Below are 16,688 nucleotides of genomic sequence, written 5' to 3'. Positions count from 1 at the left end.
TGAAAAGTGTTAAAATATACAGAAAATACTTATAACTTAGAGGGTGAGAAGGCATGCTAAGACGTAAACTATTATATCTTCTTTTAACTGTACCATTATACGCTTGGCTCATTAGCATGACGAAAATAGAGTTGATGGCTCTGTTTTTAGGATATGTATTCATCTTTTCTCAATTAAATCGAATACAAGAGCAATCTATTTTAGAAGTATGTATATTTTCGGTTAGTATAGAACTATTTAGTATCGTTTCGATTGTATTATTAAGTGAATTATTCCAATGGATCCATTTATTTGAATTAATAAAACTTGGGAATATTGTATTGCAAGTAATATGTGCTTATATTGTGTTTGTTGTACTAGAAAAAATGATTGGACAGCAGACGGTTTTTCAGGATAAAAGATAAAATATTAGTTATTCAAAAAAGGAGCCAAGCAGCTCCTTTTTTAAATCTGTTATAAAAATAATTGAAAATCATAACATCTGTTATATAATAGTTAAAAATTGCAATTTTTACGAAAAGAGATGATAGCATGGCCATATTGCTGGCACTTATCCCGATTATGATGATTTTTATTTGTTTGTTTTTGTTTAAACAAACGTCATTAAGGGCTTCATTAATTTCTTATGCCGTTTCTGTCGGAATCGTTTTACTCTCGCCAACATTTCAATTAGGGGTAAGTGAAACTGTACACGCAACAATTAAAGGGTGGTTAATTTGTTTTATTGTCGGATACGTGTTGTTTTTTGGTATTTTTTTATTTCACCTCATGAACAAAATGGGATACATCGATCAAGTAGCACGATTTCTAGAACAAGTCACGCGCGATCGATTATTGCAAATGCTTCTTATGTGTTTTGGTATTTGTCCACTTATTGAATCAGTGAGTGGATTCGGAATTGGTTTTATGGTCGCAGCACCTATTTTTCTTTCGCTCGGTTATAAACCGTTTCAAGCTGTGCTACTATCGTTTATCGGTTTACTTGCAAGTTCATGGGGCGCGATGGCAACGGGTACGATTATCGGTTCTCAGCTTATTAACATGCCGCTCACAACTCTTGGTACAAATACAGCATTATTAAGCATCCCGATTTTCGCATATTTTATCTTCCTTTCTTTATACGTTGTCGGTGGCTGGCAGGCAGTTATAGAAAAGTGTAAGGAAGGAGTAGGATTCTTTCTATTATTTTCTCTCGGAATCTATCTTTCTAACGCATACGTAAGTGTTGAACTTGCAGGGATATTAAGTTCTATCGTTACCATTACATTTGGCTTTCTAATCATTAAATTAAAAGGCAAAAGTGAGCAAAACTTTATAACAGAACATGCGGCGACTGCAGAGAGAGAAGTATCTATTATAAAAATTATTAGCCCTTATATCTTTTTAACAGTTTGTATTTTACTTTCCCGCCTCGTTCCAGTATTACATGATTTTCTTAGGTCATATGCAGTTCTCGATTTAAAATCATATTCTTACAAACTAGAGCTACTATATTCACCAGGATTTTGGCTCGCTATGACTTGTTTATTTACAATTATTTTCTTCCGCATTCCATCTAATATTATGAAACAATCACTCTCGCAAACGATAAGACAATGGATTCCATTCGCAATTACAACGACGATGTTCATCGCCATTTCAGAACTAATGGGCGCATCTGGTATGCATTCATTACTCGCAAAAACAGCTGGTGAAACATTTGGGACATTTTTCGTTTTCGTTGCACCATTCATCGGCGGTATCGGCGGTTTTTTAACAGGTAGTAACGCAGGATCAAATGCGATGTTTATTAAACTCCAAATGCAAACAGCGCAAAACGTAGCACTCCCGTGGCAATACGTCACAACACTCCAAAACACCGCATCATCAGTAGCGACAATCGCTTGTCCATCACGAATTACACTAGGCGCGTATTTATGTAATATCCCTTATCGTGAAAATGAACTATTAAAGAAGACGACGTTAATGATTTTTGGTGCGGTGTTGCTTGTAGTCGTAGAGGTGATTTTTTGGTATATGTTGATAAAGTGAAACTTTAATTAGTGGGGAGTGCTTTTCATCCCCACTAATTATTAGCTTCACCAATCGGGCTTTTATGGGCAGTTAGGCTCCAGTTAGATTTTTTGGTGGGAGTCTTACTGCCCGTTAATGCGGGGAAAAATAAGAAATCCTCCTGGGAAAGGAGGATTTTCTTTTTATATGGATAATGCCTAAAGTATGAAAAGCTTCTACTAAATGAATAGGAGATGAAATGTATGCCCCTAAAAAACTACGGCGTGTTAAAAGGTACAGTTATACAGTCAAAGATTGGAAAAGGGAACACACCTCATTATCAAGTTCATTTACAAGGCGAAGCAGAAGTAGATTATCGTATTGCAATTAACGTAAAGTCGCAAAGTTATCCGTCAGAAGTTTTATATTTTGCAAGCGAACATATTGATTCAGAAGCTATTCACATTTTACCGACATTACCATTCGGTTTTACGGAAATAAAAAACAATGAACCGAAAGTAGCTTTAGACTATGTAAGAGGTAATGTATTTGATTCAAAACAAATGATTCCTTTACCTGCTGAAAAAGCAGGAATTGATAATGATTTAAATGAAAAAATAGAACGTTATATAAAACGAGCAATAGAAGAAAAAGCGATTATTTACGCGTTTGGTGAAAGATGGGGACCAGAAGAAAATACATCCGATTCTTACTTTCATTTTGAACCAGGAAACGGTATACACGATATTCATATGAATCAAGGGAATGTAGAGAAATGGAAAGGTGATAATGGTATATGGCAAGACGGAGGAATACTCATTCACTTTGAAAAGGAAGAAGAATGGATCGGTATTTTTCTTGCCTTTCAGTCACAGTCATGGTGTACCGATGAAGAAGGGCATGCTCGTGTGCCGGTTGAGCATTGTGATTATAAGAGGGAGAAGTGATTAGGAGAGCTAGTTCTAAATGGACTAGCTCTTCTTATCGTGAACAAGGATTGTCAAGATTGTGAGGGAGTAGTACTTATGATGAGATTATGTTCGCAATATTTCAAAACAGTGATAGGGTTATTGTTTTTCATTCGTATTAGAAAGTAGATACCAATTAGCAGTGCGAGGAGGTCTATTTTTGAAGATAACAGAAGAAAATGTTGTGCAACAAATTAAACAACGTAATGAAAAGAGCATTACATTCATTATCCAAACATATGGAGGTTTACTCAGCGCTATTATTAAACGATATGTACATAGTAATCAGCAGGATTATGAAGAATGTTTAGATGATGTATTATTAGCCATTTGGTTTCATATCGATTCATTCGATCCAAGTAAAAATACGTTTAAACAATGGATAGCAGCCATTGCTAAATATCGAGCAATTGATTATCAGCGGAAAAATGCGAGGAATCAGCAACAAACTGTCTGTGCGGAGATCAATGACCGTCTTTATCAAGAACAAAGAAAATCAAATGATTTCTTAGACGTACAGGAATTGCTCAATGAGCTGTCAGCAACGGAGCGAAACATTTTTGAAAAGTATTATTTAGAAGGTGTACCGTCTCGTGAAATTGCTTCCCATCTTAACGTGAAAGAATCATGGATTCATAACAAACTATCACGCGGACGAAAAAAGCTCAAACAGATTTTTATTTTTAAAAATGGGGTGTGAGGGCATGTCTATTTATAAAGAGCTAAATGACATTCAGTTGGATATTACAGAATTTGAGGAGGTTTCCTTAACCAAAATAGAGGAAAAGCAGTGGGAAAAGCGTGTGAAAAAAAAGCTCCGTAAAAACAAACAATCAAAAAAATGGTTCGGAGTCGCTGCAGTTTGCATGCTAATTGTCAGTATTATAGTGCCACTTGGACAATCTTCTTTAGCAAATACACCATTTTTTGCGGGATTGATTGAAAAATATATTGATGAAGAGCAACCACTAGACTATTCATCGTATAAGACTGCTATTGGGAAAACTGCTGAAAATAAATACGGTAAACTGACTTTAAATGAGGTATTAGTGGATGAGAATAAACTGCTCATTAGTTCAACATTTGAGCCAGCAAAGGGTGTGAATTTTGATTATCAAACATTTTTAATTCCACAGGTGCGAATAAATGGCCGTGACTTTTCTAATACAAAGGATGCACAGTCAATTGAAGTAAATGATTCTATGTTTACAATCTACGGTGCCGTCGATTTTAGCGAAATGCCACAAACTGATGCACTTCAAATCGAAATTACTTATAATACATTCAACAGGGATACTGTAATTAAGCAACCATGGATATTTGATATTGAAGTATCGCAAGCTAAGTTGATGAAAGAGAAGCAGACGTTTGAATTAAATGAAACAATTGCTTTATACGATGGCAATAAAGTAACTGTTAAAAAAGTAGTTTCTACGCCGATTTCCACAACGATTTATTATGATGTGACACAAAGTGCAAATGAAGGTATTTATTTTAAAATCGAATCAGAATCTGGAGAAGCACATATATTTAAAGAGGTAGTTATATCGAATAAAGATGGCGGCATTTCTTTTAGTAGATTTGATGGAATTGATCTAGCGGTGGGTAAATATTCACTTGTACCGTATTCGGGTGAAGAAAATAAAGTAATTGGACCATCTATTCAGATTCAATAGCTTATTAAATCTGATAAATAATTTTCTAAAGATAGAAGAGGGCGTTCACAACGAACGCCCTCTTCTTATTTTATAAAACCCAAAACTCACAAGTGTAGAAATACAAGAGAAAAGCAGTGCCACACTAGAAAACGCGATGAGATACATATTATACTTCATCATTTTTCCGATGAGTTGGTTACTGTCGTACTGAAAAAGTCCCGCTATTATATTGAATAAAAATAACATGATAAACATGACGATAACACCGTCTATTGATCCTTTAATGTCTGGTTTACTTAAAGCAATATGTGCGGAAATACAAATAGCTATAAATAAAAATAACCAAAAAGAAGGGTTCAATAAGTTGTTCATTGTAAACAGGCTTTTTAATAAAAAGAATGTTGATAAAAACATGTTTTGGATCATGTCTAAGTTAATAGAAGTCGATGTAACAGTTTTTTCCAGATTCGTATTAAATAAATAATATGACTCTGGTACGAAATAGCGCATTAAAAGTATTAAGGCAGTAATACCAGAAATAATAGGGCCGATGCCGATAAAGAAATTACCGATTCGTTGATATATGCTTTTTTGATTGTATTGATGTTGTACGTAACCTAAAGCTCCCTGACTTGTATCTGTTGGGAAAAACTGCGTTGCTACAATTTTATGACGAAATACTAGACACATAATTGCATGCCCAAGCTCATGAACGGGAACACCAATCCACGCGGTTAAAAGAAAACCTTTCCTACCAAAAGCTCTCGACCAATACGTTCGTGTGAGAGATTCTAAATAACCTAATATAAATCCAATTACAATGATGACACCAATTAAAGAAAATAATTGGATCACACTTGTAAGGAGTGTTTGAAAAATCGAGTTTACAAATTCCACTGTCTTCATCCAATCTGTTTAAAGTTTCACTTTATCCCGCATTAACGGGCAGTAAGACTCCCACCTCAAAATTCGGCGAATGCGAGGAAGTTAGGTGGGAGATAACTGCCCGTAAAAGCCCGATTGGTTCAACTAATAATCAGTGGAGAATGGACAAAATCCCCACTGATTAAAGTTTCACTTTATCTGCTCTGTTTCATAATACCATTATTTTTCTATAATACTAGCATACATAGTTTCGTTTAAAAGAAGGATTTCATATTCTTTTTCTTGTAGTCATGTTTTATGTACAAAGTCATATATTGAATTTGTAACACCCTATAAGGTATATGCTTAAGGAGGGATGAGAGAATGAAATGTCCGGCATGTAATACTGAAAATGCAGCGGAAGCAAGGTTTTGCGGAAATTGTGGACATTCGTTAACGGAAGAAGTGGTAGCGAGTGGTGGGCAGGAAGAAGGGCAGCTATCGCGCCCGGCACGAGTAAAGGAAACTCGTCCGAATGAAACGGTAGAGCAAGTGAAACAATTTGCAAGTGGCTATTTTCAGTTCTTTAAAAATGCTTTTAAATCACCATCGGCCATTATGGAAAGTGGAAATATTGAAGTGCGGAATGGAATTGCAAGCCTTGTACTTATTTGTTTTTTAGGAGCATGTATTTTTTATAGAATGATGAGCGCAGCGGCGACTGTTACGAGGACATTAGTGCCAAATATAGCTACTCCTACTTTCTTTGGAGAATCTGTAATGGTCTTTTTCTTTTTATTAATTTTAACTTTATTTGTCGGATTTATTATTTTTGTAAGTGGTAAGATGATGAAATCATCTTTTTCTTTTCTTGAAGCATTCGGTATATGGGGGACGATAGCGACACCAGCTATTGCTATATTAGTGCTTTCTTTTCTTTTTAGTTTTTTATTGATCTTCTTCTTACCAATCTTATTAGGGCTGGCTACAACGTATATGGGAATTAGTATAATTGTAGCTATATTAAAACTAGACAACGGCGGATTAGATCCTGTTTACACACTTATGATTGCAAGTGTTTTAATCGGAATCGCAACATGGATTGTATTTTGGTCTTACATTAACACGATAATTCAAACCTTTAATGGGGGATTCACAGGCTTCTAATGAAAAGGTGGTTGAATGGATGGATGTATGTACAAAGTGCGGAATTAAGTTTGAAGATGGAGTGCAATTTTGTCAAAACTGCGGGACGAAGAGGGGAAATCCTGTAGTAAAGAAGCAGAAAATGAGCAAAGGGACAATAATTGGAATTACACTTTTAACATTTTTTATTATAGTATTGGGCGGATTATATGCGTATGGATCTTCATATTACTCACAATCATCGCAAGTAGAGAGAATTATTACTGTTTTACAAGAGAGGGACGGGGGGAAATTAGCTGAGATCATAACGGCAGATGACCCAGCAGTTATTGTAACGAGAGAGAGTTTAACGCCTCTATTTTCATATATAAAAGAAAATCCATCGTACGTGAATGAATTAAAAGAATATTTAAGGCAAGGAAAAAAACAGGGAGATGGAATAGAAAGAGTAGATTTTTCTTTAACGAAAGACGGGAAGTATTTCGTTTTATTTGATCGGTATAAATTGAAAGCGAAGACGTATTATACGACTCTGCTTACAAATGAAAAAGGTACATCTTTAAAATTGAACGGAAAAGAAATTGATAAAACAAATGACAAAAAGTTTGAGAAGCAATATGGACCGTTTCTTCCAGGAACTCAAGTATTTCAATCCGAATATAAAAATGACTATGTAAAACTATTACGTGAGGAAAAGGTTGTACTTATGAAACAAAGTCAAAATAATGTAACGATAGACTTAACGTTACAAGGGCAATATATTACAGTTCAAACGAATGCGCCTGGTGCGACATTATATGTGAATCAAAAGCCAGTTACAGCATTGACCGGAGAAGAAATTACGTGGGGACCGATAGCGACTGATGGAAGTGCGGCGATTTATTTAGAGCGAAATGGAGAAAGTGGAAGGGAAACGACAAAGATAGAAACGGTAACGGCACTTTCGGCTTATAGCCTTCCATTTCAAAAGAAAAGTGTAGAAAAAACAGTTGTTTACAATGTTACTCCGCCACCTACGACTGGGTATGTATATAATGGTTTCATCTTCCCTGATAGTGATATTCGAAAATTAACGGGTGCGGACTTAACATATTTAACGAAAGAACAATTGAAAATTGCTAGAAATGAAATATACGCAAGACATGGACATATTTTTCAAACGAAAGATATGCAAGCATATTTTTTAAAACAGTCTTGGTACAGAGAAAATCCGTATTTTACAGGAGTGTTAACTACTATTGAATCTTATAATGTTGAACTTATTAAATCCAGAGAATAGAATACGTGAAAAGGTACAGTGTATAACTGTACCTTTTTATGATTATTTAACTGGAACAGGATCCCTTGAGAAAAAGATGTGAAAGAGAAATGTGACTTTACTAGCTCCTCCTGATGTACTTGCTTGCACATCAGATAAAGAACTAGATGTTAAAGCAGCTTCAGAACGAGGGGGAACGACTATTTTGAGTGCATCATCTGATTCTGATGATATAGTAACCGTTATTGTATCCTCAGAAAAGTTCACAATTTTAACAGTACCAACTGGGAAGATGGATTTGCGAGCGTGTGATGCAGAAGCGAAGCGAGTCGATTTCCAAATAGTTTGTGAGAAAGTGTCATTATCAGATAACCAAGCACGTGCACTGTATAAAGTTACACTAACGGTAAACTCTTGTTCAAGCGGGAGGGCGGGTCTCGGTTCTATCGGTTCCTCTGGAAGCTGGACGAGAAGGCCGGCGCACATGTATGTTTCACCTACTTTCAATAGTTACTGTTATAGCATATTAAGCATGTTGTTTATAAGACACGACACTTACCTAGTAAAGCATGTTTGTGCACCAAATTTGAAGATGAAATTCTCTTTCTTTACAATAGAAGTAGGTGTTATTTCTATAAAATATGGAAATCGTAAAGAGTATGTAAAAAAGAAGGAGTGGTAAAGTGAACTATGTCATTATTGGCGGAGATGCAGCTGGTATGAGTGCAGCAATGCAAATTGTTAGAAGTGATGAAACGGCAAATGTTGTAACGTTAGAAAAAGGTGAAATCTATTCATACGCTCAGTGCGGATTACCGTATGTGATTAGTGGTGTTATCGCCTCTACTGAAAAGTTAATTGCACGCGATGTAAAGACGTTTCGTGATAAATATGGGATTGATGCGAAAGTGCGTCATGAAGTAACGAAAGTAGATACGGAAAAGAAAATTGTGTATGCAGTACATACGAAGACGAAAGATGTTTTTGAATTTCCGTACGATCGTTTATTAATTGCGACTGGAGTGCGTCCTGTTATGCCAGAATGGGAAGGCCGAGATTTGCAAGGCGTTTATCTTTTAAAAACAATTCCGGATGCTGAGCGCATATTAAAAACGCTAGAAACGAATAAAGTTGAGGATGTAACGATTATTGGCGGCGGTGCAATTGGTCTCGAGATGGCAGAAACATTTATAGAACTAGGAAAGAAAGTAAGAATGATTGAGCGAAATGATCATATTGGCACAATTTATGATGCCGATATGGCGGAATATATACATAAAGAAGCAGATAAACATAATATTGAAATTTTAACGAATGAAAATGTAAAAGCGTTTAAAGGAAACGAAAGAGTAGAACAAATTGAAACGGATAAAGGTACGTATAAAGCAGATCTTGTTTTAGTATCTGTCGGTGTACAGCCAAATACTGATTTTCTTGAGGGGACAAATGTACATAAGAATCATAAAGGTGCAATTGAAGTAAATGCTTATATGCAAACGAATGTACAAGACGTATATGCAGCAGGGGATTGTGCAACGCATTACCATGTTATAAAGGAAACTCATGATCATATCCCGCTGGGAACGACCGCAAATAAACAAGGAAGACTTGCTGGACTCAATATGGTTGATAAACGAAGAGCATTTAAAGGTACGTTAGGCACAGGCATTATTAAATTTATGAATCTGACGCTCGCAAGAACAGGCTTAAATGAAAAAGAAGCGAAAGGGCTAAACATCCCGTATAAGACGGTCAAAGTAGATTCAACAAATATGGCGGGCTATTACCCGAGTGCTTCGCCACTTCACTTGAAATTACTATATCACGCCGATACGAAACAATTATTAGGCGGTCAAGTAATTGGAGAAGAGGGCGTAGATAAACGTATTGATGTTATCGCGATGGCACTTTTCAATAAAATGAGTATTCACGATTTAGAAGATGTCGACTTAAGTTACGCACCACCATATAACAGCGTTTGGGATCCAATTCAACAAGCAGCAAGGAGAGCGGAATAGCACTTTTTTAAGTGCTATTTTTTTTGTGAAAGGGGAATAAATAAAGTTTCACTTTATTTTGAATATACCGTTCACCCTTGAAAACATAGTACGTATCGCTTATATTGTCATATAGTATTTATTTTTTAATAAAGCAATGAACGAACCAGGGGGCACAGTATGGCAATTAACATGAATACAATCGAAGAATGGATTGCTGAATCAAATGCAAGAAACGAAGAAGACTTAGGAAACGTTGTTGAAGAGATGAAAGAAGTATGTGTCGGACTTGATAACGCGACATTAATTTATACGAAAAACGTATTTTGTTTCGGTAAGAAAGTAGAAGTATTCTTCTTCTTCCAAGATCACGTCGTTATCGGAGAAGAGAAGGAAGAGTATATTGAGATTGAAAAATTGAAGTATGAAGCCATTACAAATAGTAACTTAAAAACAAATGACAAAAATACAACGTTAGAACTTAAGTTTTCTAACGGGAAAGCTATTAATTTAGATAGTCTAAATGATAACTACGGTACGAAAAACTGGTTATTTGCAAGACAAATTAAGAGTATTTTTAAAGTAATCTAGTAAAAAAGGCAGACCCCTAATGGTCTGCTTTTTTACTTATTTCCTATTAAACAAAGGCACCCTCTTTCTTCGTAACATTTCACGCTTGTAAATCCCGTCTCATAAAAAAGGTTTACTAATTCTTCGGTCGTCTTAAATTTATCCATATGATATTGGATTTTGAAAGTTTCAGCGACTAGTAAAAAGGATCCATTCGGTTTTAAGACGCGAAATACTTCTTTCATATCATTCTCAACATCAGGCCAAAAGTAGTGGGTTTGAAAAGCGGTAATGAGATCAAAGAAGTCCGGATGATATGGAATAGAGGAGACGCTTGCTTGATGAATAATTACTTTCGCTGCTTTGACATCCTTCATATTTGCTTTCTTTGAGTTTTCAACAGCTTGATTGGAGTAGTCGATCCCGTATATTTTCCCAAGCGGAGTTCGTTTTGAAAGAGTCTGTATGGTTTTACCACCCCCACAACCAATATCTAAAATAACTGCATTTTCACGTATATGTATTTTTTGTAAAGCCCAATTTGTTAGTCTCGTATGCGCAGCATTCATAATGCAAAGCATAGAGGAACCAATTGTCCCGCGAGGATTTTTCGCTTGCTCGATTAATCTTTGTAAAATACTCAATTCAAACTCTCCTTTTATATAAGAATATGTATTTATTTCGCTTTTAATAATTTAACTCCTTTAAAAAAAGCACGCCATTAATCGGCGTGCTTCTAATTATGCAAGGACCCTTTTAGCCAATTTCGCGCTCGATACGCCCCAACAGGAATTTGAATGAGTGAAGTTTCATTTCCGGCATCAATCCCGTACAATTGATCGCATGAATTTGTATCAAAACTTAGTAACGGATGCCCGCCCATCCCCATAGCGGTCGCAGCTAAAACGAGTTTATGAACGAGCATGCCAGCTTCCATTTGATGAATGCGATATCCTCTATAACCTAATTTATTTTTATAGTAATCTTTATTTCCGATTACATGTAGACAAAGTGGTACTTGAAAAAGGTTTACGTTATCCATCGTCATACTAGATTGCAGAGAATAACGAAGGTCTCCGTACCGAAGTGGCTGTATGGAATGTGTCCTACTGTTATAAGCGTAAGCGCCGTTTTCTATGTCTTTTACGTTATAAAAACATCCATATAGTGAGACTCGTGCGTTTTCATTTAAATATTTGCCATCAAGGTCGTTGTAATAAGGGAAGGAGAGGCTCGCTTCTTGTAGTAAAGTAGCGAGCTCGGCTGCATCCCATTTCGTTAAAATGAAGTCAGAATCAGGTGAATATCGTTTTTTACAAAGTTGTAAAAAATCATATGATAAACGTTCCACTTTAGGTAGCTGCATAGCGTGTGCACTATATTGTTGTCGTTCTTCACAGGTAAATGTTTGGAAGTGTTCTGTTGATTCAATCATAGATGACGCGTTTATTTTTTTTATCATCGGATAGTCATCTACATGTTTTGAACGAACGAAATGCTCATGTGTTAATGGCGGGATTTGTTGCAACAAGTCATGAGAAGTAATGGTTTTATTTTCGTGATGATCATCATGAAACCAATCTGTATTCGGTTCTGTACTTAAAGGAATAACAGCATACACACTTTCTTCACCTTCTGACAGTCCAAGTAAATGATTCATTGCCCGGTCTAGAAATTGAAAATATACACCATTTGTATAACCGAATCGTTTTGCGCATTCAAGTAATTGACCGATGAGAACACCACTATCTAATCCTTGCAGACGATACGAAAAGTTATTGTATTTAAAGAAGTTTTTCCAAAACATAGTGGATACAAATGCAGCACCAAAACAAGAATGTATGTTACAACGATTGCCGAGTGCTTCTGTAAGATAAGAATCGAAATTTCCTTCGCGAAGTAAGATAAGACGATGGTGCGCGGCGTCGTAATGGTAAATGCCGTCTGGATAATGATCAATTTTTAAATACATATATAATTCATTTGGATATAAAGCACCCCCAGAAGGGATGAATCTTCGGAATAGAGTCGTTGTTTTATTATTTTCTAGGTTAGTAGTAGGCTGACATAATTGTGTTAAACCAAATGAGTACCAAAGATAATGACCGATTTCCTCTAAGTTAGGTTTAGTAGAAGAATTTCGCAAAGTTAATGGGATTTCTAAAGAGAGAGGGATGACTGGTAAATTTCGATATAATTTATAAGGAAGTGGTGCGTCTTCCCAGTTAATCTCTTTATCGGACGACATAATTTCATTAATAGAAAAATGGAGATGATGTAAAAAAGTATCAGGTTGCATCAAAATTCCCCCTCACTATGAATTATGGAAACGGATGCGGATGTGGATTTAAACTTTCATTCGTTAAAGGCTCAGCCCAATATCCAAGTGTCATCGGTACGGTATACACTCTATCCAGTCCTGTAACCCGAGTGAGATGGTGACCGAACGTCATCGGTAACATGCCTGGAATAATTACTTTTACACAATGTAAGCCGTTCTTTTCTATAAGGGGGACCGTTTGATCTACAACAATTACTTCAAGTCCAGATTGATGTAACCTGTTTAAAAGTTGATGAAGATCAGATGTTAAATCCATATCAAATGATTGTAATGCATTCATTTCTTGGAACGTTTGCACCGGAGCATCTTCACGTAAAAGGAAGTGAAGACGTTCTTCCGCTTCTTTCAATCCATACAGCATACTATGATCTTCCATTTGCGAAACAAGATATGGATCTTGTAAACCGTTTTCATATTTCTCTCTTTTTTGTTCAAGCTCTTCATCTGTTATAAGTAACATGCCCGCTATTTCATGAATTGCATTTTTTACAGCTCGAATTGGTTCCATATGTGCGCCGCCAGCACAGACGAGATTCATACCATCTTGCCTTGTATTTTTCGCAATGACCCATATGCTCGGAATACCATGTTCCATCGTCGCGTTGAAAACGTATAATTCATATCCAGTAATTGTGCGTAAGCGTTCCAACATTAGTTGCAATTCAGTATCATTGGCTGAACTAAGATCGAGACGGGGAAGAGGTAATTCGGCATACCAAGTGAGCAAAAAGGCGTCACGCTCTACAATTTCTAAAATGCCGTGAAAAATTGCTTCTTCTAAACTACCACCAATTGCACATCCATTTGATGTTTCATACACGAAAGCATCTCTATGACCAAGGCTATAATAAGCGATTGATTCTGGAACTAGAAGGGGCCTGCTTTGTAATAAAGAATATCCCCATACCCAGTTTTGCTCATAATCAGGATCAAACGGCTTAAATGGAAAACTATCACGATTGTAATGTTCATTTGTATGCACACCAAGTGTGAGGGGATTCAGTGCAATATCTTCTAGCTCACGAAAACTGCCATGTACATTTGTTTTTTTTCCACGAGGCGACATACCGCAATAGCGTTCTAAACCTTCTAAAATAGCGGTTGCTTTACTAAGTGAAAATGAATGAGTCCGGCCCGCGACACCTTCATTTCCAAACAGTAACGGCATGTTTATAATGACATCAGCAAACGGTAATAGAGAATGTTGCATTTTACCGTTTAAAATACCAGTCCGGTAATCTAAATAGTCTCTCGTTAAAAATGTGTTTAGCTCATGAATGGAACGACAGCGATACGTTTCAGTACTCGTTTTCAAACTTGGTTGTAAAGAAATTTGCGCTGCATCTGCTGTATCGTCAGGCAAATTGCTGCATACCGGACAGAGAGGGTCTGGAAGAAACGAATTCCGGGTACATTGTAACGTTTGTAAGTCCAGTAAAATGAGTTCGTTTTCTAAAGAAGAATATCCATGAGCTAATATTTTCTCTGTTTCAACATGAATGAGCTGGCACATTTGTAACATTCCATTTTGGGTGGCGCGTACATCACGCCTCGTCACGTTCTCTGCTTTTAATGCATATTTTCGTTGTAGTTCCCACATTTCTTTTTGATCAAAGCCAGCTATAAACCGGCGTCCATCAGCGCAGTGGGAACATCCAGTTGTAAGAGGCTTCACGTAAGGACCGATAATACCTTCACCAAACGAAGTAAACGCGCGAAGCCACGGAATATTATGTGAGCGAAAGATAAGCTCAGCATCACGATGTACGGAAGAAGGAGACCCGTCATGTAAAACGAGAGCAAGATGAATGTTTTCAGGGAGAGCTTCTGTAATTGTATGCTGGCGGATGAGTGAATATTGCTTACACAATTGCTCATGTACATAGTCTGTGAGTAGGCCATCTCCTATAAGTAGTATGTTTTGAGTCATTGGTCATCCTCCTTTGCAATTAATACCCCATATACACCGTCTAAGTTGTCTCTTAAAAATGACTCAATAGCTAAATCAAAAACGAATGGATACAAGTTGTTTTCCGTTAAATTTTGCAAAGCAACTTGTAAAGACTGTACGCCTGGAATGTCTTCCTCTTCTTGTATTGCTACTCTAACAGGATCCGTACTATATAAAACAATGGATGATTCCGGTAACATATTAGCTTTATAAGGAATCTCTTCATTTTGAATATGAAGGAGTGCTTGTTGCAGAGCATTTCTTAATGCGAGTGTTATATTAATATTTGCCGCACCATACCATCTATCATTAATACCGATCCAAACGATAGGAAAACCAAGTAACTCCTCACTCATTCCTACTTTAGGTATTTCATGAATTGTAGAGAGAGCATCGTAGTAAAACCTACAATGTTTATCATGAATTTCGGTTAAATAAAGCTCTGTAATCTCTTCTAGCATATGTGATTGGCGTTCATATAACTTATTATTTAAATGTTTTTGGAGTGCTCGGTATACACCTTCTGTCATCGTTTCCCCAGCACCAATACCGATATCAGTATGTTCGGGGATAAGACGATGAATCATTTCAGCTACATATGTTTCAACGCCTGTTAAGCCAGCTTCGCGGCGTGCTTCATTATGAGTTAATCCACCGCAAATTATAGTAGGAAGGGGAGAGGTAGGTCCGTCTGATAATGGATTTGCAACTTGAATATTGCACTGTGATAAAGGCAATTGGTATAAATCTTGTTCATCCCACATGTGGAATATGCCAGCTTCTTTAGAAGTTAACGTATCAAAAAAACGAAAAAGTTCAGTTGAAGTATATTGTCCGGAACGTTGGGCAAGGTTTTCTTGAAGATTTTGCACCGTATCAATTGTAAAGATTTCATCGGTTGCGAGAAGATGTTTTATGAAAGGGTGCCACTTTCCTTCAAGTGTTTCCAAGTTTAATAAAAAGAATTGAGGATTATGCTGCCTATGTGAATCTTCAGCGACATGTTTAAATAACTCAAAAACGATAACATTTGCTAACATTGCAGATGTAATTGGTGAGAAAGGTTCAGGTGGATTTTCACTTTGTAAAGTAGTTTCGTGTAGACGATGCCAAGCTGATTCCCAGCATTCTTCACGGTCTGCGGTTACGACAGGTCCAGCTAAACCAATTCTTGATAAGCAAATAGCTGGTATGAAATTTTTCTTAAACTCTCTACAAATAGTATGGATTGCTCTTAAACTTTCAATATCTCCATTTTGGGAAACGTATAAAATCCAGTCGAAAGGCTCGAATACTTCATGTAAAGGGCGATCAATTGTAATATCTATTTCTTGAATAAGTACATTGTCATCATTTGCATATGCACGTTCGCTTAGTTCATGAATTCGATCGTAGTTGGTTTCAGCACGATCTGTAACAAGATAATGGAATGTAGGTAAACCAGATTCTAATAAAGAAGAAACTAGGGAAGTAAGCATATCGCCAGAACCAATTATAAGCACATTTGCTGCGCGGTACGTTTCGAATTTTAAAGCGCCTGAATGGGAATCAGCTTCTAAAAACTCAATTTGCGAAGCGTATCTGTCGAGTAATGCACTGTTTAATTCGTGGGGAGCATCTTGGCTTACATCACGAATGAAACCATTTTCATATAAAATCTCTCCAATTTCAAATACACGATTTTGATAGGGGAGAGGGAGACCATCGGTTATTTCTGTCAAAGAATGATTACCGTTAAACATAGGCATTAATTTCTCAATCCAGTCATAAATTCCATCACCATCCATACGGAATGAACTGGAGTTATTTCGAAAGTAAACACCCCCGTTTGAATCGGGGAGGAAGAAAGTATCCTTATTTGCTTTAAGTTTTGCATGAACTGGAAGGTTATTCATGTTTATCCCCCTTACGTTTTAGGCATACATTATTAGTCTATGTAGTGT

At 36.6% G+C, this 16,688-nt stretch carries 15 protein-coding genes; 9 read left to right on the top strand and 6 right to left on the bottom strand.

Annotation, left to right across the window (positions count from 1 at the left end; genetic code table 11):
* The first annotated feature begins 53 nt into the window (after positions 1 to 53).
* The 5 genes from JFU20_RS08840 to JFU20_RS08820 all read left to right on the top strand — a co-directional run bounded on the left by JFU20_RS08840 (position 54) and on the right by JFU20_RS08820 (position 4,636).
* Positions 54 to 404: a DUF4029 domain-containing protein gene (locus tag JFU20_RS08840; RefSeq protein ID WP_201038534.1), complete on the top strand. Its 351-nt coding sequence runs from the start codon at positions 54 to 56 to the stop codon at positions 402 to 404.
* A gap of 127 nt (positions 405 to 531) precedes the next feature.
* Entirely contained in the window at positions 532 to 2,031 is a 1,500-nt protein-coding gene (locus tag JFU20_RS08835; RefSeq protein WP_201038533.1) for an L-lactate permease, read from the top strand.
* A gap of 224 nt (positions 2,032 to 2,255) precedes the next feature.
* Positions 2,256 to 2,939, top strand: a complete 684-nt coding sequence (locus JFU20_RS08830; protein WP_201038532.1) for a DUF2278 family protein — start codon at positions 2,256 to 2,258, stop codon at positions 2,937 to 2,939.
* A gap of 181 nt (positions 2,940 to 3,120) precedes the next feature.
* Positions 3,121 to 3,660, top strand: coding sequence for a sigma-70 family RNA polymerase sigma factor (locus JFU20_RS08825; protein WP_085309803.1), 540 nt, complete (start codon positions 3,121 to 3,123; stop codon positions 3,658 to 3,660).
* A 4-nt stretch (positions 3,661 to 3,664) separates the two neighbouring features.
* On the top strand, positions 3,665 to 4,636 hold the full coding sequence (locus JFU20_RS08820; RefSeq protein WP_201038531.1) for a DUF4179 domain-containing protein: 972 nt from the start codon (positions 3,665 to 3,667) through the stop codon (positions 4,634 to 4,636).
* Positions 4,637 to 4,681: 45 nt separating this feature from the next.
* Here JFU20_RS08820 and JFU20_RS08815 read toward each other — a convergent pair whose 3' ends face one another.
* Positions 4,682 to 5,515, bottom strand: a complete 834-nt coding sequence (locus tag JFU20_RS08815; RefSeq protein WP_201039223.1) for a hypothetical protein — start codon at positions 5,513 to 5,515, stop codon at positions 4,682 to 4,684.
* A gap of 351 nt (positions 5,516 to 5,866) precedes the next feature.
* On the opposite strand from JFU20_RS08815, the gene JFU20_RS08810 reads away from it, so the two are divergent.
* Both JFU20_RS08810 and JFU20_RS08805 read left to right on the top strand, forming a co-directional pair.
* Entirely contained in the window at positions 5,867 to 6,649 is a 783-nt protein-coding gene (locus JFU20_RS08810; RefSeq protein ID WP_201038530.1) for a zinc ribbon domain-containing protein, read from the top strand.
* 19 nt (positions 6,650 to 6,668) lie between these two features.
* Positions 6,669 to 7,907: a TcaA 3rd/4th domain-containing protein gene (locus tag JFU20_RS08805; RefSeq protein ID WP_201038529.1), complete on the top strand. Its 1,239-nt coding sequence runs from the start codon at positions 6,669 to 6,671 to the stop codon at positions 7,905 to 7,907.
* A 42-nt stretch (positions 7,908 to 7,949) separates the two neighbouring features.
* Here the strand turns inward: JFU20_RS08805 and JFU20_RS08800 are convergent, their stop codons facing one another.
* Positions 7,950 to 8,372, bottom strand: coding sequence for a hypothetical protein (locus JFU20_RS08800; protein ID WP_002149741.1), 423 nt, complete (start codon positions 8,370 to 8,372; stop codon positions 7,950 to 7,952).
* A gap of 197 nt (positions 8,373 to 8,569) precedes the next feature.
* Between JFU20_RS08800 and JFU20_RS08795 the strand changes: the two genes are divergently transcribed.
* Both JFU20_RS08795 and JFU20_RS08790 read left to right on the top strand, forming a co-directional pair.
* Positions 8,570 to 9,904 (top strand): CoA-disulfide reductase, encoded by a 1,335-nt coding sequence (locus JFU20_RS08795; protein WP_201038528.1) that lies wholly within the window; start codon positions 8,570 to 8,572, stop codon positions 9,902 to 9,904.
* A 159-nt stretch (positions 9,905 to 10,063) separates the two neighbouring features.
* Positions 10,064 to 10,474, top strand: a complete 411-nt coding sequence (locus JFU20_RS08790; RefSeq protein WP_002011443.1) for a DUF3908 family protein — start codon at positions 10,064 to 10,066, stop codon at positions 10,472 to 10,474.
* A 32-nt stretch (positions 10,475 to 10,506) separates the two neighbouring features.
* Here the strand turns inward: JFU20_RS08790 and JFU20_RS08785 are convergent, their stop codons facing one another.
* The 4 genes from JFU20_RS08785 to JFU20_RS08770 all read right to left on the bottom strand — a co-directional run bounded on the left by JFU20_RS08785 (position 10,507) and on the right by JFU20_RS08770 (position 16,640).
* Positions 10,507 to 11,097, bottom strand: coding sequence for a class I SAM-dependent methyltransferase (locus tag JFU20_RS08785; RefSeq protein ID WP_002011445.1), 591 nt, complete (start codon positions 11,095 to 11,097; stop codon positions 10,507 to 10,509).
* 92 nt (positions 11,098 to 11,189) lie between these two features.
* Positions 11,190 to 12,752 (bottom strand): SagB family peptide dehydrogenase, encoded by a 1,563-nt coding sequence (locus tag JFU20_RS08780; RefSeq protein WP_201038527.1) that lies wholly within the window; start codon positions 12,750 to 12,752, stop codon positions 11,190 to 11,192.
* A 22-nt stretch (positions 12,753 to 12,774) separates the two neighbouring features.
* A complete protein-coding gene (locus tag JFU20_RS08775; protein WP_002166126.1) occupies positions 12,775 to 14,724 on the bottom strand; it encodes a TOMM precursor leader peptide-binding protein in 1,950 nt (649 codons plus the stop codon).
* A complete protein-coding gene (locus JFU20_RS08770; protein ID WP_002166125.1) occupies positions 14,721 to 16,640 on the bottom strand; it encodes a putative thiazole-containing bacteriocin maturation protein in 1,920 nt (639 codons plus the stop codon). The genes JFU20_RS08775 and JFU20_RS08770 overlap by 4 nt, the downstream gene beginning before the upstream one ends.
* Positions 16,641 to 16,688: the final 48 nt, after the last annotated feature.

Origin of the sequence: Bacillus sp. TH30, from assembly GCF_016650875.1 — a bacterium.
GTDB classification, from domain to species: Bacteria; Bacillota; Bacilli; order Bacillales; family Bacillaceae_G; genus Bacillus_A; species Bacillus_A mycoides.
This window is presented reverse-complemented; position numbering and strand designations above follow the sequence as displayed.

Bases quoted from the DNA above. Each gene is read 5' to 3' on its own strand.
- JFU20_RS08840 (WP_201038534.1), top strand. From the start codon at position 54: ATGCTAAGACGTAAACTATTATATCTTCTTTTAACTGTACCATTATAC.
- JFU20_RS08835 (WP_201038533.1), top strand. From the start codon at position 532: ATGGCCATATTGCTGGCACTTATCCCGATTATGATGATTTTTATTTGT.
- JFU20_RS08830 (WP_201038532.1), top strand. From the start codon at position 2,256: ATGCCCCTAAAAAACTACGGCGTGTTAAAAGGTACAGTTATACAGTCA.
- JFU20_RS08820 (WP_201038531.1), top strand. From the start codon at position 3,665: ATGTCTATTTATAAAGAGCTAAATGACATTCAGTTGGATATTACAGAA.
- JFU20_RS08810 (WP_201038530.1), top strand. From the start codon at position 5,867: ATGAAATGTCCGGCATGTAATACTGAAAATGCAGCGGAAGCAAGGTTT.
- JFU20_RS08805 (WP_201038529.1), top strand. From the start codon at position 6,669: ATGGATGTATGTACAAAGTGCGGAATTAAGTTTGAAGATGGAGTGCAA.
- JFU20_RS08800 (WP_002149741.1), bottom strand. From the start codon at position 8,372: ATGTGCGCCGGCCTTCTCGTCCAGCTTCCAGAGGAACCGATAGAACCG.
- JFU20_RS08790 (WP_002011443.1), top strand. From the start codon at position 10,064: ATGGCAATTAACATGAATACAATCGAAGAATGGATTGCTGAATCAAAT.
- JFU20_RS08780 (WP_201038527.1), bottom strand. From the start codon at position 12,752: ATGCAACCTGATACTTTTTTACATCATCTCCATTTTTCTATTAATGAA.
- JFU20_RS08775 (WP_002166126.1), bottom strand. From the start codon at position 14,724: ATGACTCAAAACATACTACTTATAGGAGATGGCCTACTCACAGACTAT.
- JFU20_RS08770 (WP_002166125.1), bottom strand. From the start codon at position 16,640: ATGAATAACCTTCCAGTTCATGCAAAACTTAAAGCAAATAAGGATACT.